Here is a 20,841-nt window from a genome sequence, read left to right as displayed (position 1 = left end):
GGCAGGTGGGGCAATGGCGGCGCGCCGCTCGGTGAAGGCCACAACATGGCGTGAAAAGGTGGCCGAATCATGTCTGTCGCACTCTTCTTCGCGATCCTCGGCCTGATCGGGCTCATCGGATATGTGGGCATCTTCGTCGCTCTGCATGTGCTGCCGACGGGCTATCACCCCATCCGGCACGCCGTCAGTGACTATGCCGTGGGCCAGTACGGCTGGTTGTTCCGCGTCGGGCTGTTGGTGTCCTCGCTGGGTGTCTTGTTCCTGGCGATCGGGCTCACTCTCGACCCGGGCGCCCCGCCACTGGCAGTGAGCCAGCTCGTCTTCCTCTACCTGGTGCCGGCCATGCGTCTGGGCATGGCCATCTTCCGTACTGACCTTGAGGGCGAGAAGCTCACCCCCACCGGTCGCCTGCACTACCTTTTCGCCATCGCCGCCTTTGCGTTCACCTACGCGGCCATTTCCGGGATGACGCCCCGGCTGACATCAGTGTCGCCCTGGCAGTCCGCGGACGGGCTGCTGTCCACGCTCCAATGGATCGCTCTGGTGTCGCTCGTGCTCCTGGTCGTGACCCTGCTCCCGCGCCTGCGGACGATCTTTGGCCTGTTCGAGAGAGCCTTCCTCGTCAGCACCAACCTCTGGTTCATCACCATAGGAATCTGCCTCGCCGTCAAGGCCACCTGACAGGGTCTCCGGAGGGCAGGGAGGGTGTTCATCGGCGCGTACGACGGTGAGCAAGGTGTGCGCGAGCACCGCTCGGAGCACGCGCTCGCCTCAACTCTCAGGCCAGATGGACATGTTGTCGTTGTGCACTCCGTATTGACTCCGTACATTGAAAGGGCATGAGTCTTCATGGGTGCAGCGGCTCGCGTCGCTGCCCACCATGTCGATTCGTGATTGGCGACCCCCGCGAGAACCGTCTGCTGCTGGTGACCACGTACTGGCCCACGAACTTGACGCTAGGTCAGCTGACCCTGCTGTTCGGCATCACGAAGTCCGCGGTTGACCGCATGGGTCGACCATCTCGGGCCGCCGCTCGCTGTCCGCCCCCCCGCATGCGGATCCGCAAGGACACGGTGCTCGTCGTCGATGGCACCCTCGCAGAGCCGGGCAGGAAAGCAACCCAACCGCCCGAGTAAGCAGGGGCCCGACCGTGTCGAGGCACCCTCGCTGGACAGGCCGCCAAGTCACTTGCCGGACGGCCGTGTTCACCCACCCGGAGAACATTTGGGGGAGGGCGCTCACGGGGGTGTCTCCGGGAGTGATCACGCTGCGGTGTGGCCGAGTGAGGGGCTGCCAGAAAATGAGGACCGGACGGGCGTTGGGTTGCCTATATTCCTGTTCATGCCCGAGATGCAGCTGCTCCGTCCAGGCCACGCCCCCGCGCTACTCGCCTTCGAGCAGGAGAACCGGTCCTACTTCGCCGGGTCCATCTCTGACCGGGGCGACGACTACTTCGCTCGGTTCGATGAGCAACACCGTGCCCGGCTCGCCGAGCAGGAGGCCGGTGGCTGCTACTTCCACGTTCTGGTCGGAGCCGAAGGCGAGATACTGGGGCGGATCAATCTCGTGGACGTAGCGGATGGCAGCGCTGAACTCGGGTATCGGATCGCAGAGCGTGCCGCGGGCCGGGGGCTGGCCACCTGGGCGGTGCGGGAGCTGTGCGACCTTGCCGCCAACAGCTACGGGCTGACCAGCCTGCGCGCCGGGACCACACTCGACAATGCGGCATCGCGGGCCGTGCTGGCCCGCTCAGGGTTCACGGTCGTGGGCGAGAGGCAACTCTCCGGTCGCCCCGGTCTGTCGTATGTCCGCAGTCTTGCGGATTTCACCGCTCCGCCCGGTGCGCGAGCGCGACACGTCAGTGACGCCCGCGGGCGTTGAGCCGGGCCGCCTGGCGCGTCAGGTGGTCGCGCTCGGCGAGGTTGGGTGCCTTTTGGGCCGCTTCGGTGTACAGCCGTGCCGCCGTTTCCAGGTCGCCGTCGCGCTCGTGGAGGTACGCCGCCACCGCGGTGTGGCGGGGGAGTGAGGCGTCCAGAGTCGCGAGCGCCGCCAGGCCGGCGCGCGGTCCGTCGGCCTCGCCGACGGCGACCGCGCGGTTGAGCCGGACGACCGGGCTGTCGGTCAGTCGCGCGAGCTCGTCGTACCACTCGACGATCTGTACCCAGTCGGTCTCCTCGGCGGTGAGCGCGTCGGCGTGGAGTGCCGCGATGGCGGCCTGGGCCTGGAACTCGCCAAGCCGGTCACGGGCGAGGGCCGCCTGCAGGATCTCGACGCCCTCGGCAATCGACTTCGTGTCCCAACGGCCGCGGTCCTGCTCGGCGAGCGGCACCAGGCTGCCGTCGGGCGCGGTCCGGGCGGCGCGCCGGGCGTGGTGCAGCAGCATGAGGGCGAGCAGCCCCGCCACCTCCGGGTGGTCGATCGCGGCCGCGAGCTGGCGGGTGAGCCGGATGGCCTCGGCCGCGAGGTCGACGTCGCCGGAGTAGCCCTCGTTGAAGACCAGGTAGAGGACGCGCAGCACGGTGGCGACGTCGCCGGGCTGATCGAACCGCACACCGGAGACGGTGCGCTTGGCCCGGCTGATGCGCTGCGCCATGGTCGCCTCGGGTACCAGGTAGGCCTGGGCGATCTGGCGGGTGGTCAGCCCGCCGACGGCGCGCAGCGTGAGCGCGACCGCGGACGACGGCGTCAGCGAAGGGTTGGCGCACAGGAAGTAGAGCTGAAGCGTGTCGTCCACCGTCGGCGCGGGACCGGGCGCCGGTTCCTCGTCGACGAGGTCCTCACGCCGGCGGCGGGCGGTGTCCGCCCGGGTCGCGTCGAGGAACTTGCGCCAGGCGGCGGTGACCAGCCAGCCCTTCGCATCCCGCGGAGGGTCGGCCGGCCACACGCGGACCGCCTCGACCAGGGCGTCCTGTACGGCGTCCTCGGCCGCCGCGAAGTCGGCTCCGCGGCGGACGAGGATGCCGAGAACGCTCGGCGTGAGGCTCCGGAGCAGGAGGTCATTCACTGGAGAGGTCACTCCGTGATGGTGGGCGACACACCGTAGAACGGGCGCAGCTCCAGCCACTCATGGATCGGCTTCCCGCCCGCTCCGGGGGCGGCCGACAGCTCCCCGGCCAGCTCGACGGCGCGGTCGTAGTTGTCCACGTCGATCACCATCCAGCCGGCGATGAGGTCCTTCGTCTCGGCGAACGGGCCGTCAGTGACCGGCGGGCGGCCCTCGCCGTCGTACCGGACCCACGTCCCCTCGGGGGCGAGCGCCTGACCGTCGACGAACTCGCCGGTCTTCTCGAGCCGGTCCGCGAAGTCCTGCATGTACTGCATGTGGGCCGAGATCTCCTCCGGCGTCCACTGGTCCATGGGCACGTCGTTGGCCGGAGCCGGGGCGCCGCGGTAGTGCTTGAGAAGCAGGTACTTGGCCATGGTGTCTCTCCTCGGTACTGGTGCGACCCATTGTGGTCGCCTTCACTGCAGGGACGGAGCCGGCCACGGGTTCTCGACATCACCGTCCAAATATTTCTGTGCCTCTTGCGGATGAGCCTGGATGGGCCTGTGTGAGCCGTCCTGCGGCGTCCGGGCTCACGGCGTGGCGCGAAGGAGAGAGCGGAGCCTGCTGTCACCGGATGTGCCCGCTCCCGTACAGTCCGTGGTGCCAGCGCTCCGTTACGGCCAAGCCCAGCGGTTGACCAGGAGAAGAAACATGGACACCGAAGCCGGTCCCGGCTCTCTTCCGTACCTTCCGGGAACGGGTCGGCCGATTCCCGAAGCCGAACCCGGACTCGTGGAGCGATGGCATTCGGGGGGAGGCGAACTGGTCGAGCTGCTGACCCAGGTACGCGAGGGGCTCGGCGGCATCGCCGCATTCCGCCTCGGGCCGGCTCCCACCGTTCTCGTCACCGACCCGCAGGCGGTCCAGCACGTACTCGCCCAGCACCCGGAGCGGTACGTCAAGCGCTCCCACCGCGCCCGTGTGCTGCTCGGCGACGGCGTCCTCTCCGCCACCGGCGCGGCGTGGAAGCGGCAACGCCGCTTGTTGCAGGCCCAGTTCACCGGTACCGGGATGCGCCGCTACGAACAGCGGATCACCGGCGCTGCACGGACCACCGCCGGGCGCTGGGCCGAGTACGCCCGTACCGGCCAAACCCTCGATGTCGGGCAGGAGATGCGCCGTTTCGCCCTGGACGCCATCTGGCGCTCCCTCACCGGGTACCCCCTCGATGAGGGCACCGAGCGCGAACTGGCCGCAGTGGCAGCCGTGGCGACAGCCCTTCCGACTCTGCCCGCGGATGTCACCGACGCCCAGGACGCCGTTGCCGCCGATCTCGCCCGAATCGACACGGTCGCGCGGCACGCCATCGAGGCCGCTCGCAGCGGGGAGGCAGGCCCCGACGGCCCGGGCCTGCTGCACGTCCTGATCGACGCCGCCACCGAGCGTCCCGAGTACACCGACCGGCTGATCCGCGACGAGTTGGTCACCTTGCTCGTGGCCGGGCACGAGACCACCGCCACCACCCTGACCTGGCTCTACCTGCTCCTCGACCGGAACCCCGCAGCTCGCGAAGAAGCTCTCGCCGCGGACGTCGATGGCTCACCGCAACGCCGCCAGGCCATCCAGGCGTTGGTCCACGAGACGCTCCGGCTCTACCCGTCCGCCTGGATCCTGCCCCGCCACGCCACCGAGGACGACACCCTCGCCGGTTACGTCGTCGAGGCGGGCACCGACATCCTGGTCTGCCCGTACCTCACGCACCGCGATCCCGAACTGTGGCCGGACCCGGAGCACTTCGCCCCCCGGCGCTTCACCACCCCCGACGGCAGGCCTTCCCACCCGGGCGCCTACTTCCCCTTCGGCATCGGTCCCCGAGCTTGCCTCGGTGTGCAATTCGCGCTCCGCGAATCAACCGTTCTGCTCGAACACCTGCTGCCCGCCTACTCCCTGGCCTTCTCCTCCACTCCCACGAAGGCGGTGTACGGCATCACCGTCCGCCCCGACGGCCCCACCCCCGCGACCCTGCTACCGCAGCCCTGACCTGAAGCGGGCCGGCCGGGAACGGTACGGAGGACAGGCAGCGCATCAACTTCCGGGACGACACGGTCGCTGCCCGAGGCGGTGACTCGGCGTGCGGCCCGACAGGTGGGTCGCTTGCGCCACTTGGGGATGCACAACGACGTGAAAATGCCTCGCACGATCATGTGCAGAACGGGAAGAGTCACGTGCATGAGCTCCACGAATATGCCAACTTTCATACCGGGTCTCGAACTCTCCCGCCGTTTCTACACAGATGCCGTACGCCCTCTCCTTGAGGAGGCCGCCCCCGGAATCCCGCACTCCGCTGCCCGTCTGGGGAGTGGTTCGGAGGTCCTCGGCTTCGACACCGCGCGCTCGGCGGACCACGAATGGGGCCCGCGCGTGCAGCTCTTCCTCCGTCGCCGGGACGTCTCCCGGCACGGCGGACGCATCAGACACCTGCTCGCCGAACACCTCCCGAAGACCTTCGCGGGATACCCCACCCACTTCGCGCCCACCGGCGACGGGGACATCCGGGTCATGGAAGCCACCGACGGACCAGTCCACCACCGCATCGAAGTCACCCATCGTGCGGCCTGGTTCACCGACGTCCTGGGCTTCGACCCGTCGCAGGGCATCACCCCGTCGGACTGGCTGGCCACCCCCACCCAGCTTCTCGGCGAGGTCACCGGCGGCGCTGTCTTCCACGACGGCCTCCACGAACTCGGCCCCCTACGCCACACCCTCCGCTGGTATCCGCACGACGTCTTCCTCCACGTCTTGGCCTGCCAGTGGAAGCGCATCTCCCAGGAAGAGGCATTCGTCGGCCGCTGCGGGGAAGTGGGCGACGAGCTCGGCTCAGCCGTCGTCGCCGCCCGCCTCGTCCGCGACCTGATGCGGCTGTGCCTCCTGATGGACCGCCGCTACCCGCCGTACGGGAAATGGCTAGGCAGCGCCTTCGCCCGCACCCACGCGGCCCCTCGCCTCACATCCGTTCTCACCGCCGTCCTCGCGGCCCCGGACTGGCACACCCGCGAACGGCACCTCGCGCACAGCTACGAGATCGTCGCCGGCATCCACAACCAGCTCCACCTGACCGACCGCGTTGACCCGGCCACACGCCCCTACCACTCCAGACCGTTCCAGGTCCTATGCGCCGAACGCTTCACCAAGGCCCTGACCGCCCGCATCACCGACCCCGCCCTCCGCGACCTGCCGACGGTCGGGGCGGTGGACCAGTTCGTGGACAACACGGATGTGCTGACGAGGCCGGAAATCACGCGGGCGGTCAGCGACTTGATGAGGAAGCCGCTGCCGGAACGGCTGTGACGAAGGCCGGCCGGCCAGGCCCGGATACTGAGCCCAAGCCCGGTGGCGAGGCCGGTCTTGTTGTGGCGTGGACAGGGGCTTGAGATTTCCTGTCCACATACGCCAGAAACGCGCCACGGGATGATCTTGAAGTGCAGGCAGGTCGATGCGACTCGGTCGATGCCGGCGACGCTGGGGATCCGTCCCTTGCGTCTGCCCTTCGAGATGATCAGGTCGGGGTAGTGACAGGCAAGCCTGTGGGTCGCGCGATGGGGGCACGGCGCCTGCTGGCAGACCTTCACCGAGCCGTCCACCTCCAGCCGGGGCCAGAACCGCCCGGGCTGGGCGCAGATATACAACCACTACGCCGTTCAGCAAGCAGACCAGGGATCCGTCATCTGGCCCGCACTGGCCGCGGCCCGGGGCGGCGTGCAGCGGGTCAATCTGGGTTCGGCGGCAGCGCGCTGCTCGACCCGTTCACCGCTCGTGCGATGCGGGACACCCCCGCGGACCTGATCAGCTTCAAGATGGGCATCAATGTCGTGAACACCGACGCGATGCGCCTGCGCGCCTTCACCCCCGCGCTCCACGGCTTCCTCACCATCATCCGCGAGGCGGCGTTGTTGATGAGGAGTTCGACGGAGCAGAGCCGGGCTGTGACGCGACGGTGTCGAAGGCCGTCCGCCACCGTCTGGAGGTCCATAGCCACGGTCTGCCGGCAGATTCTTGACAACCCCGACCACTCGAAGTGACACCAGCCCTCCACGTTGCCGGTCTCAGGGGCGCAGTGCGTTCATGATGAAGTCGGCGACGGTGTCGGCGTATGCGTCGATGCCTTCGGGAGCCAGTGGTGCGGGGGTGAAGAGGCGTGCGGTCTGGGCGCGGCTGGCGTACATCGCGCCGCCGCCGGAGGTGATCATGTAGAAGATGACTTCGGCGGGGACGGGGCGGATCTCACCGTGGTGCACGAGATCGTCGCGGACCGGTAGGAAGCGGGCGACGACGGGGGCGACGTAGGTGTCGGTGATGTAGTCGATTCGCTCGCCGGGCTGTGCGCCTTCAACGTTCATCAGGCGCAGGAGTTCGGGGTGGTGGGCCGAGAAGCGGGCGAAGGTGCGGACGAAGGTGCGAAGGCGGGCCTTCGGTGGCGCCGACTCGTCGTCGGTGGCGAGGAGTTCGGCGACCAGGAGGCCGAAGCCCCAGTCGGCGGCAGCCTGCCACAGGGCTTGTTTGGAGCCGAACCTCTGGTGGAGCAGGTTGTGGCTGACGCCGAGTTCGCCGGTGAGGGTGCGTAGCGAGACTCCGTTGAAGCCGTGGGTGGCGAAGGCGCGCAGCGCCGCCCGGAGCACCTCCTCGGCAGGCGCGGGGTCGGTGTCCTTGGCCGGCCGGCCGCGGCGGCGGACGTTCTGGTCCATGGCTGGGTGCTGCTCCCTCTCGCTGCGGACGCCGCCTTCGCCTGCGGCTTCAGGACGGGTTCTTGCCGAAGTACATCAGTTCCCACAGGGCGGGTGCGTCCACGCGCTCGGTATCCGCGCCAGGGGTGAGATGTTCGACGCTGACCTGGCCGGTGAAGCGCAGGTAGGCACCGTCGAATCCGGCGACCGTGGCCAGCAGGCGCTTGGGGCCCTTGAGGGATTCGATCATGGGGTCCTGGACGATCGTGGACTGGCGGCGGAAGGTCACCCGGTAGCGGTCGCCGCCGGTAGCGCTGGCGTCGTAGTCGTAGACGACGGTGTTGGCGACGGGTTTGCCGGTGACCGGGTCGATCTGCTCGTCGCTCTTGGTGAAGTGCATCAGCGAGCCCTCGTCGGCGAGGATCTTGCCGTCCTTGGCGAGCACGAAGATCGGCACCTCGGCGAAGCCGAACCTCTTCTCCGCGGTGATGTAGGAGGCGATGACCGTGTAGCTGCCGGCTTCAGCGCGCATCCAGTACCAGTGGTGCATGAGACGGGCCATCTCGGCGTCGCCCCAGTTGTGGTCGTGGTAGCCGGTGCCGGTACGGGTCTCGGTGGCGCCGTCGACGGTCAGCGTCGCTTCCGCGGTGCCCTGGGGTACGGACGGCAGCCAGGCGAAGTACTTCTGCGCGTTCCCGTCACCGAAGAGGATGTGCCCGGTCTCCGGGCGCCAGGCGGGGACCTGCCCGGTGAGGGTGACATCCGCGGTGACACCGTCGAGGTCGACGTGGATGCGGTAGGTGTGCAGGTCGCCGACGAAGGTGTTCGTCGCGATCCGCAGCTCACACCGGTCGGTGGCGAACTCGAAGTCGTCGGGGTGCGGCTGCGAGGTGCGCTCGATGTGGGTGCCGTCGGGGCGGTCGAGTTCGAAGGTGACGACCGGGGCCGCGGGCTGGTTGGCGCCCTTGGCGCTGCGAAGGGACTTGGCCATGAAGTTGATCACTAGTGTGGAGCCGTCGTCGAGGACGAAGTCGGAGTACCACCACTCGAAGGTCCCGGGCCCTCCCGGGGCGGAGCGGAAGCCGTCCTCCCACTGCGCGATGTCGCCCTTGGCCAGGCCGAGGCGCTGGTAGTCACTGCTCTGGCCGGCCATACGGCACGGTTCGGTACGGGGCATGATCTGCGCCTCACGATCGGTCGACGTGCGTCGTGCCCGTCGAGTACGGGTCCTGGCCGCCTCCCCCTTCCATTAATGGGCAGCTGACCATTAAATGCAAGTCGGGGAGGCGACGCGCATCCCGGGCAGACCCGGGGGGCGAGGAACTCGCAGGCAGGCCACCGCGTCCGATCACGTCCGGGAAGGCAGCGGCATCCCCCGTTCCGGCTACGTGGTGATCAGAGTGAATTTCTCCCATGGGCCGATAGTCGTGCGGTCGGCGATCAGGGCGGAGTCTCCGGCGTCATCGGCGGTGACGTACTTGCCGGTGGCGGAGGCCAGCAGGCTGACCGTGCCGTCGCTGTTGTGGACGAGCTGGAAGCTCTGGGCACGGCCCGCCGAGGTGCTGTCGGCGATCAGCGGGGCGGAACCGGCCGTGACGAAGCGGTAGTTGGCGTGCGAGTAAAGCGCGACAGCGCCGCTGCCCGCGTCGATCATGTCGAACTTCTCCCAGTTGCCGACGGCCGTGCGATTGGCGATCAACGCGGACGTCCCGGTGTTCTCGGCGGTGACGTAGTTGGCGTTCACGCCGGCCTTGAAGCTGACCACCTGGCCGGTGACGGGCAGGGTGGGCCGGGTGGCGGTCAGTGCGAGTTCACCCTTGAGCATGCGGCCGCCGTCGCCGGTGAGGCGCAGGTAGTAGTCCGAGGAGCAGGCGGTGCCGTCCTCGTCGAGCGCCAGGATTCCGGAGTCGGTGGGGACGGTCGCCTGGGTCTCGGAGGTCTTGGCGATCTGGTTGCCCTCGTTGTACTCGTCGAACATCGAGATGTAGATGCCCTGCGCGCCGACGCGGACCATGTTGTAGAACTGCCGCCACATGAAGTCGCCGTGCGCGCGCTGGCGTTCGGCGACGTCGCCGGGCAGCACACAGGGCTGGTAGTCGATGCCCGAGGCGTCGCACTCGGCCTGGTCGCCCAGGTTGACGTTGGTGTAGTAGTGGTCCGAGTCGGCGGCGTTGCCGATGGCGCCGACCATCCACGGCGAGATCATGTTGAACGCGTGGTAGACGTCGCCGAAGCCGGGACGGGTGCCTGTGCCGCCGGTGCGCCACTCCTTGGGGATGCCTCCGATGACGTAACAGCCCTGGTCCTTGAACCAGTTGACGACGTCCAGGCAGGCCTCGGCGGTGAAGTCGCGTTTGTCGTCGGGGAAGCCGAAGCCCCAGATGCACACGACCGGCTTGCCGTTCTGCACGGCATAGGCGGATGACGCTGTGTACGCGCGCATCTTGTTGGTCCAGTCCGTCTTGATATCCGACTGCATGTTCGTCCAGCCGGAGACGTCGTACATGACGTAGAACTTCACGCCCTGGGACTCGGCGGAGCTGCGCACCTTGGCCGCCATGTCGTCGCGGGTGGGGCCCTCGCCGCCGGTCGGGTTGAAGCGCTGCAGGGCCGCGGTGTCGATGCCGTACTGCTTCATCCACTGGAAGTGGGTGTCGACGGTCTGGTCGTCGTACGAGGAGAACAGCGTGGCGGGCTGCCCGTTGCCGAGCGCCGCGTAGTCGGTCTGATAGGTCGCGGTGTACTCGCTCATGTCGGGCCAGCTCTTGATGCCGGTGTTCGACGGCGAAGGGGTCTTGCTCATGTCCTTGGCCCAGTGCCACCAGCCGTTGATCGGGGCACCGTCGCCCTTGGCGGCGAACCAGCCCTGGTAGCCGACGGTGATCTTCCCGACGACGTCCCCGGGGGCGCTGCCGGCCGTGGAGGACGTACTGGCGGCCCTCGCCACGCCGAAGGCTCCGAGTGCGGCGACCGCCGTACCGGCGGCGGTGGCGCCCAGAACCTTGCGGCGCGACCAAGACCGCCTGCGATGCGACAAAGACATGAGATTGCTCCAGAGGCGATAGAAACAAACGAGAGAAACGATGGGTACGGCGCTGCCGGACTCAGCAGCTGACCGCATGTGTGAACTGGGGAAAAGGGGGCGCGATTCAGCGCGGATGTGCGGCGAAGGCCTCGTGCAGGATGTCCATGTAGGCGCCGTGCCCGCTGGAGCTGGGCCAGTCCGTGGACGACTCGACGGACGTTCCCTCGCCCCACTCGTTGTAGGTCACGACGAGTTGGAAGGGTTCGCCCGAGGCAGCGACGGTGGCGGCGTCCCGCCGGAACTGGTCGAGGTCGCGCGGGACGGTCGGCTGCTCGGCATCGTTCTTCCAAAAGCCCGGGGACAGGATCGCCGAGTACCCCTTCTGGATGTCCAGGCCGGAGGCGTACTGGTGCCAGCCCTCAGGCTGGTCGGCGCAGTCCCGGTAGCCGCCGAACACCTTCAGCACGACGTAGTACCCCTGGGTCTCGTTGGCCTGCGTCCAGCGGGTGGCCATGTCGCAGGCGTCGCCGCCCGCGCCGTAGACGAAGATCACGGGTTTGCCGTCGATGTGCAGCCAAGTGTCGTGGTCGGAGTACTTGCGCAGGTACTCGAGGTCTTTCCTGATCGTCGCCGCGGACGGGTCGGTGTAGGCCTCGTTCTCGTAGTACACGGTCCAGGAGAAGTCGAGTCGGTCACCCTCGGACATCAGCAGGGGCAGGCGTACGTCCTCGCGCTTGCCAGCGCCCCACCAGGAGGAGATGCCAGCCTGGAGGCCGCCGTACTGCATGTCCTTGATCTGGCGCTCGACGGTGGCGGGGTCGTCGATGTCGTACTTGCCCGCCGACGGTGTGTATTGACTGCCGCCGGGCGTGAAGTTCTCGCTATACCAGGGGTAGTAAAAGGCGGCCCGCACCGGGAGTTCGGTGCTGGTGACGGTCGTCTTCTGCTCGGTGGACGGCTTCGGTGCCGGGGCTGCGGGGGTCGCCTTGGAGGTGGGTGTCGGGGTCGCTGAGTGTGTGGGCGTGGCCTCGGTGGCGGACGTGGGGAGTGCCGACGCGGAGGGGGCCGATACGGCGCGCGCCGGCCGCTGGTCCTGTCCGCCCGGTCCGAACAGGCCGAGGGTGTAGGCGATGGTGCCGGCGACGAGGACCAGAGCGGTGGTGGCGGAAAGGACCGCGGTCTTGCCGGCGGAGATGCTTGCCGTCCGCGCGGCCCGGCCCGCTGCCCTCCCGGTCCGGACGGTGTGATGCAGGCTCGCGGTGGCCAGGTCCTGGCCGGCCGTGCCCGCGCCTCCGCCCGCCGCGCCCATCGTCAACAGGCCCAGCAGCAGGGGCGGAACGGGCAGCAGCGCCAGGTCGGCCAGGAGCCGTTCCGCCGGCACGACATCCTCGGCTACGCCACCACACGCCTCGCAGGTGCGCACGTGCCGCGCGATCCGCTTGCGCCACAGGCCGTCGGGGCGCCCGTCCCACCCGTGCAGAGCCGTGCCCAGGTCCGGGCAGCGGGGTATGGCACCGAGCGCGCGGACCACAGCCCGTGCGACCTCAAGGCGGGCCTTCATCCGCTGCACCCGCACCGCGGCCTGCGGCAACGGCAGCTCCATCGCAGCGGCCAGCTCGGCCCGGGTGAGCCGGCCCGCGACCTCCAGCCACCACAGGGACACCAGCTGCCGGTCGTCGGCATCCAGCCAGCGGGTGGCCTGCGCCGTTTCCTGCCGCTGACCGGACAGGCTGAGCACGGTGATCGTCAGATCGACGAAGTCGGCTCCCGGATCCGAGAGCAGGGCCGTCTCCTCCAGGCCCTCGATCCCGTCGGTCGCCGGCGCACCGCGCCGCAACCGCCAGTGCCTGCGCACCTCTCGCATCGCGATGGCCACCAGCCAGGACCGGAAGGCCTCGGGGTCACGCAGCGTCCGCACGTCGCGGATCATCTGCAGCATGACCTCCTGCACGACATCGTCCGTATCGGCAGGGGCGTCCAGCGCGCGTCCCACGATGTTGTAGATCAGGGGGAGGTACCCGGCCACCAGGTCGTCGAGGGCCCGCTGGTTGCCGACCTGGGCAGCGCGTACGACCGCGGCCTCGTCCCGGCGGCCGTCGGGTCCTTCGTACCCGTGGTGTGAAATCTCGCTCATGACTGGAGGAGGGTCCCTCGTCGGTGTCGGCATAACAGAAATCGGCGCGCCATTTTCGAACTGCTGGAAGAGTGGTGGCGCGGTCGGTACCGCGGGATCGCGCGACGGCGGGTCGTCAGGGCGGAGTGACCCGTTGGGCCGGGAGCCACACCGAGGCCGGCGCAGGTGCCGGGCCGGCGTCGGAGAGCGCGTCGGGCTGGGCCCGGAGCCGCAGGACGAGTCCGATGTAGACGAGGTCGAGGACGCTGCACAGGATGCCGATGCCGAGAATAAACGGCTCGCCGTCGATTACGCCGATCAGGATGGTGGGGGCGAGGGTGCCGAGCCACTTCGCGACGGCGATCGTGAGGGTCTGTCCGCGCAGGCCACGGCGCGCGACGAGCATCGCGATGAACAGGGCCGACATCAGAAGGTTCTGCAGGAAGGCCGAGTAGCGGGTGGCATCGTGTTCGCCGAACTCCGCAAGGAACAGCCACTGCACCGCGTACGAGGCGCCGAAGACCAGAGTGCCCCAGAGGGCGAACATCGGCCGGGTCACGAAGTGCGGGAACTCGGCGCGCCCGAAGGCGAAGAAGGTGTACACGATGACGAAGTCGGCCAGTGCCCAGACGAGGTTCACGTAGCCCTGGAGCGACATCGTGCCCATGAGGTCGTGCACCGTGTACGTGGTCTCCCAGGCGAAGTTGAGGGCCAGCGCGGCCAGGGGTATCGCGTAGGTCCGTTGACGGAACCCGATCCGGATCGCGGCCATGTAGACGATCGTCCAGGCGAGGCCGCTCAGGGCGGAGAGGAAGGGTTCCATGGGGCTTCTCCTGCGGGGGGTGGGGCGACATGCGGGGGGACCGGCCCGCCGGGGGTGGCGCGGTAGCGGCGGATGAGATCGCTCACCGCGACCCGCAGTCGACCGGGTTCACGTGCCCGATCGGGCGAGAGGGCTGTGAGTACGAGGCCTTGCAGCGCGGCGGTCACGGTGAACGCGGCCTCGTCCGAGCCGACGTAAGGGGTCAGGAGGCGGGCGAGGCGCAGTTCGAGAAGTCGCTTGACCGGCCCGAGTTCGGGGTCGTGACCGGCCGCGAGGATCATCTCGAAAACGGCGATGGTGTCGATCCGCCGCTCGGTGACGAGACGCGCCGTGAAGTCGCCGCAGATGTCTGGAAGGGCGTCGGGCTCCTCGGCGGCGCGGGTGACGAGCCACAGGAACTCAAGGCCGATGCGCGAGCCGGCGTGCTCGAACGCTGCCCGGCGGAGGTCATCGGCCGACGGGTAGTGGTAGGTGACCGAAGCGAGCGACACGGCCGCGGCGGCGGCGACGGCACGGTGGGTGAGCGCGCCCAGGCCCTGCTCGCCGACGATGCTCACCGCCGCGTCGAGCAGCAGTTCCCTCCGGGCCTCGCCGCGCGCGAGGCGTCCGTCGGTCACCTTCTGCATTACCGCTCCCTCTGCCTATCCGTACAGATGTACCGCTAACTTACGGTACGTATGTACCGGTAATCAAGGTTCCACGGGTTCCGCCCGCTGCGGCTCGCGTACTGAGGGGCCGCCTCTCGACGTGCCCGCCATGCGAGCCCCATGTGAGATGCCGAAGGTTTCGCCTTCGCCTGAGCGCGGTCACCGTCGCGACGGCGCTGTGCATGGGCTTCGCCGGCGCGGCCGAGGTCGCTCCGGCAATGAGATCAACAACTTCCCCGGTCCGCCGCATCGTTCGGGATGATGCAGTTCTCGCCCGACACTCGGAACGGCTATGCCGGGTACTCAGTGCGAGCTCGCGGTGCACCAGGTGTGACGGGGGATCGGCGGCTCGCATGGGCAGGGCCAAGGTGACAGCCGTGGCGACGGCGAGCGGGAAGCGAAGAGCGCGTACTGCGGCACCGCCGGCCACAGTGCGTGCAGCCGCGGCTTGGGCGGGGGGCTTCTATCTGAACCAGGCGGCCTTCGGCCACCTCAAGGAGCGGGGTGGCCGGATCGTCAACTTCGCTTCCGCCGCCGGTGTTCAGGGGTACCCGGGCAAGGCCGCTTACGCCGCTGCCAAGGGGGCTGTTGTCGCCTGGACGCGGTCCGCCGCCGTGAAGTGGGGGCGGTACGGCATTACCGTCAATGCCATCGCGCCGGCCATCTGGACCCCCACGTACACAAGACCCGTGCGTCGATGAGCGCCGGACAACTCGCTGGGTATGACGCCAGATGGCCAAGGCCGTGCCGTTCGGCGGGAGGTGACGTTCCCACGAGTTCTGCGGGCCCGGGGGAGCGTGCGCCGTCTGGCCTCGTGTGACGGCGCTCCTCGCGTCGCCCCGCTGGGCGGCACGCACGGAGCCCGTGGCGTCGCATCAACTCGCTTCCGGTGAAGCCGAATCGCCCTGTCCCGACAGGATCGCCCGGATGCGCCGTGCCGCTTCGGTGTCGGCCGCCGGCGGTTGGGCCCCGTCGGCGGGCTCCGCCGGAATCAGGGCGTCGACGAGGCCGTCGGCGAGGGGCTCCACCGGCTCCTGCACCTGGGCGGCGCTCGACAGGGCGTGCTGGAGCGCGATGAAACCGTGCAGTCCCGCCCAGAGCGTCTGTGCCGCCTGTTCATCGGGCATCGCGAGTGGGTATCCGGCCGCTCGGCATCGGGCGAGACCCTCGCGCAAGGAGAGCGAGACATGCCGGGACGGGTGCCGGTGGAGACGGGCCGTCGGGACGGACGGCTGGCGCACCTCGTACATCAGCCGGTAATGACCGGGGAATTCGCTCGCGAACCGGCAGTAGGCGTGCGCCTGGGCGCGGAGCCCCTCACGTGCGTTCGCTCCGGTGTCGGCAGCGTTCGCGTCGGCCGCGCGCATGCGTGCCGCGAGATCCTCGTACTTGTCCTCCAGGGCTGCCCACACGAGCTCCGCCTTGTCGGAGAAGTGCAGGTAGATGCTCGGGGCAGCCACGCCCGCCTCGCGCGCCACAGCGCGCATGGTGAGCTTCTCCACTCCGCCCCACTCGTCGAGCAGCCGCCCCACCGCACGCAGGATCTCCCTGCGTAGCTGCTCGCCCTGTCCGCGAGGGCTTCGTGCCCGCCCCTTGCCTGCCGCCTGCGTGCTCATGCTGGTCCTCTCCCTTGCAGGTGAGCCTAGTGAAGAGCCTCATCCGCGGTTCGGGCGCGTGCCGTCCGGAGAGCCCTTTGCCCGTGCCCCGCATCCCATCGCTCTGGGTGCCTCCCTTGCCTCACCCTAATTTATGGCACACGGAGACGAAAATGGCGCACGGTGGCAAAAAGGCGTACGCTCGAAGCCTGGACAGTTGGTCGGCAGTGACTGAGCTGGCCTGATTGTCACGTTCCGCCTCATGTGCAGGTGTATCGCCGCACTGCGAAGGAGAGTCGATGGAAGCCGAAAAGGCGTCGGGGACGTCCGGTGCCGGTCCGGGGGCCGGGCATCAAGGAGGCGGCCCCATGCCGCTGCCGGGCGGCGCCAAGAAGTACGTCTTCATGGTGATGTTCCCGTTCCTGATAGTGATGCTCCTGGTGAGCGTCTACTCCGGCGCCATGCACTCGCCGAGCCCCCAGGACATGCCGGTGGCCGTCGTGGGGCAGAGCGCACAGGCCGAGCAGCTCGCGTCGAGCCTGGAGGCGACGGATGGGTCGCCGTTGGACGTCCGTGTGGTGTCCACGGTGGCCGAGGCCGAGCAGTTGCTGCACGACCGTGAGATCTCCGGCGCTTTCGCCCTGCCGACCAGCGCGGACGGCGACGCCGTCCTCTACACGGCTCAGGCGGCCGGCGCCGCCCAGGCGAGCATCGTCGAGTCGATCTTCCAGCCGGTCGCCGATGCGCAGCACCTCGACATGGACCACAAGGACGTAGCGCCACTGCCCGCTTCCGACGGCATGGGCATCACCGTCCTGTTCACCGCTATCGGCTGGATGCTCTCGGGCTATCTGGTGGTCACCGTGGTGAGTAGTGGTGCCCCCGAACTCGCCTCACTGCGCCGGATGGTGCCGCTGATGGCCGGCTGGGCCGCCGTGATGAGCACGGTGGTGTGGCTACTCGTCGGACCCGTCATCGGAGCCGTCGACGGTCATGCGTGGGCCCTCCTCGGCCTCGGCTGGCTGTCGGTCTTCTCCGTGGCGATGGCACAGACCCTGCTCGCGCGGCTCTTCGGACCGCTGGCCGTGCTCCCCGGCCTCGCCCTCTTCATGTTCCTCGGGGTGCCGTCCTCCAACATCATGATGTCGATCTACACGGTGCCCGGAATGTTCACGTTCCTGCACCAGGTGCTTCCGCTGCCGGCCGCGGGTGAGGCACTTCGCTCGGTCCTCTACTTCGGGGGTGACGGGGCCGGCGGACATCTCGTGGTGCTGGGCGTCTGGGCGGTGGCCGGGTTGCTGCTGACCGCGGGCATCGACCTGTTGCGCCACCGGAGGAAGAAGGGACGCGCCGCCGCGGAGGCGGAGCACATCACGGCCGACTCGGTCTCCTCCGAAGCCATGGCCTCCGCCTGAACCGCGTCCGTCCCCACCCGCCAGTATCTGGAGAGACTGTGATCACCACTGACACACCTGCCGCGGCGCCACCCGCGAAGCAGATATCGAACAAGACCAAATACACCATCCTGGCCTTGTTTCCCTTCCTCATGACCGCCCTGATGGTCGGCATCTTCACTTCGGCGATGCACGGGCCGACACCGAACAACCTGCCGGTCGCGTTGGTGAGCAGCAGCGCGCAGCAGGCCCAGGGAATGGCCCAGAACCTTGGGAAAGAGGCCGGTGACGCCCTGGATGTGCGGGTCGTCGACACCGTCGGCGAGGCCAGGCAGCTCCTGCTCGACCAGGAGATCGGTGGTGCCTACGTGATGCCGTCGGCGCAGAACCAGGACGCCACGCTCTACGTGGCAGGGGCTCAGGGAACCAGCCTCAAGCAGGTGGTGACACAGATATTCACCACGGTCGCCGAGCAGCAGAAGGTCGAACTGCAGACCACGGACGTCGCACCGCTGCCCACCCAGGACAGCATGGGTACCACGAGTCTCTACCTGACCATCGGCTGGATCATGGCGGGCTTCGTCTTCGTCGTCATCATGAGCGTCGCGGCCCCGGAGCTCCTCCAGGTGCGTCGACTCGTCCCGGTGCTCGTGGGCTGGGCCGCGTTGATGACCCTGTCCATCTGGCTGGTGGTGGGCCCGGTCATCGGGGCCTTCGACGGGCACGCCGCGCAGGTGCTCGGTGTGGGCTGGCTGACAGTCTTCGGCATCGGCCTCGGCACCGCCCTCTTCGCGCGTTTCCTGGGTCCGCTGGCTGTCATTCCGGCCGTCACGATCTTCATGTTCCTGGGAGTGCCCGCGTCCGGTGGCGCGCTGACGCCGTACATCGAGTCGGGCTTCTTCCAGTTCCTGCACGACGTCCTGCCTGCCCCCGCCGCTGTGGAATCGGTGCGCTCCATCCTCTACTTCGGCGGGGACGGAGTGGGCGGACATGTGGTGACCCTGCTCGTCTGGGCCGTGGCGGGCCTGGTGCTGAACATCGCGGCGCAGTTGTTGAGCGGCCGGGGCAAGAAGCGCGGCGGTGGGGTGCCGGAGGAGGACACATCGCTCGCCAGGGATGACAAGGCGATGGCCGGCGTCGTCGCGACCGGAAGCTGAACGTTCCGGAACACCGCTGCGTCCTGGAGCCTGTTCAGGTCCCCGGGACGCGGCGGTGTGCAGTTCACAGGACCGGAGGGTATTTCACGGGCCGGGCATACGCGGCTGCGGCTGCCGTCGGTACGACAGCGCAAACGGCCGCTGCGGATAGGCTGACCTTTGGTGACGCGGACGGGACCGTGCCCTGGGTGAGGACGGGAGAACCATGGATGCGGCGCAGCTGCAGCCACGGCGGAAGCCGGAAGGACTGGGTGGCGAGCCGCGCGTAGGACGCCCCCCACTGTCGGAACTGCGCAAGGCCGCCGCCCGGCTGGAGATCGCGAAGGCCGCGGTGGAGCTGTTCACCGCGCAAGGCGTCGAGGGAACCTCGGCGGCCGAGATCGCCGAGACGGTCGGCATTTCGACCAGAACACTGTGGCGCTACTTCCCGTCGAAGGAAGACTGCGTCACCCCGCTGCTGGCCTTCGGCGCGGAGCGGCTGAGCCGACGGCTGGGCGAGTGGCCCGTCGACCGTCCGCTGATCGAGGCGCTCGACGACGACCTCTGGCTGGGGGACACCGACCCCGTCACGCTGCGTGTTGTCCTGGACCTGATGCGGCTCACACGTACCGAACCGGGGCTGCAGTCGGTATGGATGCGCGAGAACTTCGCCGCGCTGCCGCCGGTGGCGGACGCCTTCGCAGCGCGTGCCGGAAAGCCGGCAGCCGACATGGAGGCACGTGTCCAGGCCGGCATGCTGGTCTCCGCGCTGCATCTGGCGCTGCGGGAGTACGCATGGCGTGAGCCGGGTGAGGATGGTCCCGAGCTCGACGAGATGCTGCGGGAGGCGGCACGGATCGTCATCCGAGGGCTGCCCTTCTGAATCTCAGACCGAGGGCTGCCCTTCTGATGGCCTGGCTGAGGACTGCCCTCCGATTGCTCGACAGGGGCGGGACCGCCGGGAACAGGGGCGGGTCGCCCGGGCGTCAACCGGCCGAGTGTTACCGCGTACCGTCGCGCAGAACCCGTTCCGTGTCGGCGCCGAGCGCGGCCGCCGGTCGCCTCGCGCCCCGCGCACGCGGATCGCGGACCGGGAACACCTGGTCCGCCGTCTCCACCAGCCAGCCGCCGCCGGGCTGCCGCCGCACCGCATGTGGTTCCACTGCCCCGTGTGCGACGAGTGCGGTGACGTCCCGCATGGAGACGTCGAGCAGATACGCCCGCTCGCCGCGCAGCGCCGCCGCCGCGAACGCCGCGGCATGCACCCCGGTCAGCGGGTCTGCCGGCGCGTCCGCGCAGGGCAGCACGGCGCCCTCGTCCCGGACGATCAGGCCCGCCGCGGCTGCGACGTCGTCGCCGAAACCGACCCGGTTGCTCCAGGGTCCCGTGCGGCCGTACGCCGTGATGCTCAGCCAGCTAGTGCCCGAGGCCACCACCTCCTCGGCGTCGATGCCGAGCTGTCGCAGAGCCCGCGGGCGCGACGACTCAAGGACGAGGTCCGCCCGTACGACGAGCCGTCGCAGCGCCTCGCGGCCCTCGGGCGACGAGAGGTCGAGGGCAACCGAGGCGTGTCCGGCATGGAGCAGGTCGTAGAAGGCGGGCGACCCGAAGCGCGCGCCGTCCGGACGTCCGGGAGTCTCGACCTTGATGACGTGAGCCCCGGCGAGGCCCAGCAGGGATGAGCAGAGAGGTCCTGCCCACAGAGAGGTCAGGTCGACGACCAGCGGATGCGTACGTCCGTGCCGTCGCGGTCCGCCGTGACGGGCCAGCAGCGGCGTCGGGATGGTAGGGGACAAGGGTTCGCCGCCCGGCCCGTGCGGGAGAGGCACGATGGGGGAGACCTCCGCTCTCAGCGCGGCCCGGCGGGCGGCCTGCTCGTCGTCGGCCGCACCGGGGCGGACGGGTACAGCGGCAGCCGGGATACCGAGCAGCTGGGCCCGCTCGGCGACCGTGGCGGCCGGCTGTCCGCGGACCCAGGAGGTAAGTGCCGCCCAGCAGTTCACCTCTTCGACGGTGTCCCCGACGAGAGCCGGCACCAGCTCACGGTCGGCCTGCCGTGCCAGGGACACCCCGGCCCAGCCGTCCCGCGCCCGCAGCACCCGGAACGCGCCGCCGGCCGACCACGGTCCCCGTCGTGTCAGCGCCATGAGAGCCGCGCGTTCCCCCAGAAGCCCGGCGTCGGGCAGCGCGTGAGCACCGCTCAGCGCGCCGAACACGGCGAGCGCGCCATGGACAGCGCTCGCCGCGTATCCGGGGGCGGCGAGCGGCGGTCCGTCGCACCGGCCGGTCAGTGCCATCGCTCCGGACGCGGCCCAGTCCGGCAGAGCCCCGCTCGGCGGAACGTCGGGTGCCGTGACGCTCGGGCATTCCGGAACGGTGATGTCCAGCATCGCGAGCAGCC

At 69.1% G+C, this 20,841-nt stretch carries 18 protein-coding genes and 2 pseudogenes; 10 read left to right on the top strand and 10 right to left on the bottom strand.

The window, feature by feature from the left end; genetic code table 11:
* Positions 1 to 69 precede the first annotated feature (69 nt).
* From OG266_RS01480 to OG266_RS01470, 3 genes and pseudogenes are all read left to right on the top strand, one after another.
* On the top strand, positions 70 to 681 hold the full coding sequence (locus OG266_RS01480; protein ID WP_371541752.1) for a DUF998 domain-containing protein: 612 nt from the start codon (positions 70 to 72) through the stop codon (positions 679 to 681).
* 227 nt (positions 682 to 908) lie between these two features.
* Positions 909 to 1,097, top strand: a pseudogene (locus OG266_RS01475) (transposase family protein); the annotation flags it as partial.
* 244 nt (positions 1,098 to 1,341) lie between these two features.
* Positions 1,342 to 1,881: a GNAT family N-acetyltransferase gene (locus OG266_RS01470; RefSeq protein WP_371541749.1), complete on the top strand. Its 540-nt coding sequence runs from the start codon at positions 1,342 to 1,344 to the stop codon at positions 1,879 to 1,881.
* Here OG266_RS01470 and OG266_RS01465 read toward each other — a convergent pair.
* Positions 1,859 to 3,004: an RNA polymerase sigma factor gene (locus OG266_RS01465; RefSeq protein WP_371552600.1), complete on the bottom strand. Its 1,146-nt coding sequence runs from the start codon at positions 3,002 to 3,004 to the stop codon at positions 1,859 to 1,861. The two genes, OG266_RS01470 and OG266_RS01465, sit on opposite strands and share 23 nt — an antisense overlap.
* Before the next feature lie 8 nt (positions 3,005 to 3,012).
* Positions 3,013 to 3,420 carry a YciI family protein gene (locus tag OG266_RS01460; protein ID WP_332880632.1) on the bottom strand — a complete coding sequence of 136 codons (408 nt, stop codon included), beginning with the start codon at positions 3,418 to 3,420 and terminating at the stop codon, positions 3,013 to 3,015.
* A gap of 277 nt (positions 3,421 to 3,697) precedes the next feature.
* Here OG266_RS01460 and OG266_RS01455 point away from each other — a divergent pair, with 277 nt between their 5' ends.
* The 3 genes and pseudogenes from OG266_RS01455 to OG266_RS01445 all read left to right on the top strand — a co-directional run.
* Positions 3,698 to 5,026 carry a cytochrome P450 gene (locus OG266_RS01455; RefSeq protein ID WP_371541745.1) on the top strand — a complete coding sequence of 443 codons (1,329 nt, stop codon included), beginning with the start codon at positions 3,698 to 3,700 and terminating at the stop codon, positions 5,024 to 5,026.
* 204 nt (positions 5,027 to 5,230) lie between these two features.
* The gene (locus OG266_RS01450; protein WP_371541742.1) at positions 5,231 to 6,334 is read left to right on the top strand and encodes a DUF4037 domain-containing protein; all 1,104 of its coding nucleotides are present in this window, start codon (positions 5,231 to 5,233) and stop codon (positions 6,332 to 6,334) included.
* A 369-nt stretch (positions 6,335 to 6,703) separates the two neighbouring features.
* A pseudogene (locus OG266_RS01445) lies at positions 6,704 to 6,927 on the top strand (lipase); the annotation flags it as partial.
* A gap of 162 nt (positions 6,928 to 7,089) precedes the next feature.
* Here the strand turns inward: OG266_RS01445 and OG266_RS01440 are convergent.
* From OG266_RS01440 to OG266_RS01415, 6 genes are all read right to left on the bottom strand, one after another.
* Positions 7,090 to 7,728 (bottom strand): TetR/AcrR family transcriptional regulator, encoded by a 639-nt coding sequence (locus tag OG266_RS01440; protein WP_332880634.1) that lies wholly within the window; start codon positions 7,726 to 7,728, stop codon positions 7,090 to 7,092.
* 49 nt (positions 7,729 to 7,777) lie between these two features.
* Positions 7,778 to 8,884 carry a hydroxyneurosporene dehydrogenase gene (locus tag OG266_RS01435; RefSeq protein ID WP_371541739.1) on the bottom strand — a complete coding sequence of 369 codons (1,107 nt, stop codon included), beginning with the start codon at positions 8,882 to 8,884 and terminating at the stop codon, positions 7,778 to 7,780.
* Between the two features lie 207 nt (positions 8,885 to 9,091).
* Positions 9,092 to 10,750 carry a xylosidase gene (locus tag OG266_RS01430; protein ID WP_371541736.1) on the bottom strand — a complete coding sequence of 553 codons (1,659 nt, stop codon included), beginning with the start codon at positions 10,748 to 10,750 and terminating at the stop codon, positions 9,092 to 9,094.
* A 106-nt stretch (positions 10,751 to 10,856) separates the two neighbouring features.
* Positions 10,857 to 12,866 (bottom strand): sigma-70 family RNA polymerase sigma factor, encoded by a 2,010-nt coding sequence (locus tag OG266_RS01425; RefSeq protein WP_371541733.1) that lies wholly within the window; start codon positions 12,864 to 12,866, stop codon positions 10,857 to 10,859.
* Positions 12,867 to 12,981: 115 nt separating this feature from the next.
* Positions 12,982 to 13,668: a hypothetical protein gene (locus tag OG266_RS01420; protein WP_371541731.1), complete on the bottom strand. Its 687-nt coding sequence runs from the start codon at positions 13,666 to 13,668 to the stop codon at positions 12,982 to 12,984.
* Positions 13,644 to 14,294 carry a TetR/AcrR family transcriptional regulator gene (locus OG266_RS01415; protein WP_371541728.1) on the bottom strand — a complete coding sequence of 217 codons (651 nt, stop codon included), beginning with the start codon at positions 14,292 to 14,294 and terminating at the stop codon, positions 13,644 to 13,646. Before OG266_RS01415 ends, OG266_RS01420 begins: the two co-directional genes overlap by 25 nt.
* 398 nt (positions 14,295 to 14,692) lie before the next feature.
* On the opposite strand from OG266_RS01415, the gene OG266_RS01410 reads away from it, so the two are divergent.
* The gene (locus OG266_RS01410; RefSeq protein WP_371541725.1) at positions 14,693 to 15,016 is read left to right on the top strand and encodes an SDR family NAD(P)-dependent oxidoreductase; all 324 of its coding nucleotides are present in this window, start codon (positions 14,693 to 14,695) and stop codon (positions 15,014 to 15,016) included.
* Between the two features lie 174 nt (positions 15,017 to 15,190).
* On the opposite strand, the gene OG266_RS01405 is transcribed toward OG266_RS01410, so the two are convergent.
* Complete coding sequence (locus OG266_RS01405) at positions 15,191 to 15,931, bottom strand: TetR/AcrR family transcriptional regulator (protein ID WP_371541722.1); 741 nt, start codon at positions 15,929 to 15,931, stop codon at positions 15,191 to 15,193.
* A 347-nt stretch (positions 15,932 to 16,278) separates the two neighbouring features.
* Here OG266_RS01405 and OG266_RS01400 point away from each other — a divergent pair, with 347 nt between their 5' ends.
* The 3 genes from OG266_RS01400 to OG266_RS01390 all read left to right on the top strand — a co-directional run bounded on the left by OG266_RS01400 (position 16,279) and on the right by OG266_RS01390 (position 19,323).
* On the top strand, positions 16,279 to 17,325 hold the full coding sequence (locus OG266_RS01400) for an ABC transporter permease (protein ID WP_371541719.1): 1,047 nt from the start codon (positions 16,279 to 16,281) through the stop codon (positions 17,323 to 17,325).
* A gap of 38 nt (positions 17,326 to 17,363) precedes the next feature.
* Positions 17,364 to 18,461, top strand: a complete 1,098-nt coding sequence (locus OG266_RS01395) for an ABC transporter permease (RefSeq protein ID WP_371541716.1) — start codon at positions 17,364 to 17,366, stop codon at positions 18,459 to 18,461.
* Positions 18,462 to 18,666: 205 nt separating this feature from the next.
* Entirely contained in the window at positions 18,667 to 19,323 is a 657-nt protein-coding gene (locus tag OG266_RS01390) for a TetR family transcriptional regulator (protein ID WP_332880643.1), read from the top strand.
* 118 nt (positions 19,324 to 19,441) lie between these two features.
* Here OG266_RS01390 and OG266_RS01385 read toward each other — a convergent pair whose 3' ends face one another.
* The gene (locus tag OG266_RS01385) at positions 19,442 to 20,830 is read right to left on the bottom strand and encodes a CoA transferase (RefSeq protein WP_371541712.1); all 1,389 of its coding nucleotides are present in this window, start codon (positions 20,828 to 20,830) and stop codon (positions 19,442 to 19,444) included.
* Positions 20,831 to 20,841 lie beyond the last annotated feature (11 nt).

The sequence above is a fragment of the Streptomyces sp. NBC_00554 genome (genome assembly GCF_041431135.1).
GTDB lineage: Bacteria > Actinomycetota > Actinomycetes > Streptomycetales > Streptomycetaceae > Streptomyces.
This window is presented reverse-complemented; position numbering and strand designations above follow the sequence as displayed.

Coding starts and splice junctions, on each gene's coding strand:
- OG266_RS01480 (WP_371541752.1), top strand. CDS start 70: ATGTCTGTCGCACTCTTCTTCGCGATCCTCGGCCTGATCGGGCTCATC.
- OG266_RS01470 (WP_371541749.1), top strand. CDS start 1,342: ATGCCCGAGATGCAGCTGCTCCGTCCAGGCCACGCCCCCGCGCTACTC.
- OG266_RS01460 (WP_332880632.1), bottom strand. CDS start 3,420: ATGGCCAAGTACCTGCTTCTCAAGCACTACCGCGGCGCCCCGGCTCCG.
- OG266_RS01455 (WP_371541745.1), top strand. CDS start 3,698: ATGGACACCGAAGCCGGTCCCGGCTCTCTTCCGTACCTTCCGGGAACG.
- OG266_RS01450 (WP_371541742.1), top strand. CDS start 5,231: ATGCCAACTTTCATACCGGGTCTCGAACTCTCCCGCCGTTTCTACACA.
- OG266_RS01440 (WP_332880634.1), bottom strand. CDS start 7,728: ATGGACCAGAACGTCCGCCGCCGCGGCCGGCCGGCCAAGGACACCGAC.
- OG266_RS01435 (WP_371541739.1), bottom strand. CDS start 8,884: ATGCCCCGTACCGAACCGTGCCGTATGGCCGGCCAGAGCAGTGACTAC.
- OG266_RS01430 (WP_371541736.1), bottom strand. CDS start 10,750: ATGTCTTTGTCGCATCGCAGGCGGTCTTGGTCGCGCCGCAAGGTTCTG.
- OG266_RS01425 (WP_371541733.1), bottom strand. CDS start 12,866: ATGAGCGAGATTTCACACCACGGGTACGAAGGACCCGACGGCCGCCGG.
- OG266_RS01420 (WP_371541731.1), bottom strand. CDS start 13,668: ATGGAACCCTTCCTCTCCGCCCTGAGCGGCCTCGCCTGGACGATCGTC.
- OG266_RS01415 (WP_371541728.1), bottom strand. CDS start 14,294: ATGCAGAAGGTGACCGACGGACGCCTCGCGCGCGGCGAGGCCCGGAGG.
- OG266_RS01405 (WP_371541722.1), bottom strand. CDS start 15,931: ATGAGCACGCAGGCGGCAGGCAAGGGGCGGGCACGAAGCCCTCGCGGA.
- OG266_RS01400 (WP_371541719.1), top strand. CDS start 16,279: ATGCCGCTGCCGGGCGGCGCCAAGAAGTACGTCTTCATGGTGATGTTC.
- OG266_RS01390 (WP_332880643.1), top strand. CDS start 18,667: ATGGATGCGGCGCAGCTGCAGCCACGGCGGAAGCCGGAAGGACTGGGT.
- OG266_RS01385 (WP_371541712.1), bottom strand. CDS start 20,830: ATGCTGGACATCACCGTTCCGGAATGCCCGAGCGTCACGGCACCCGAC.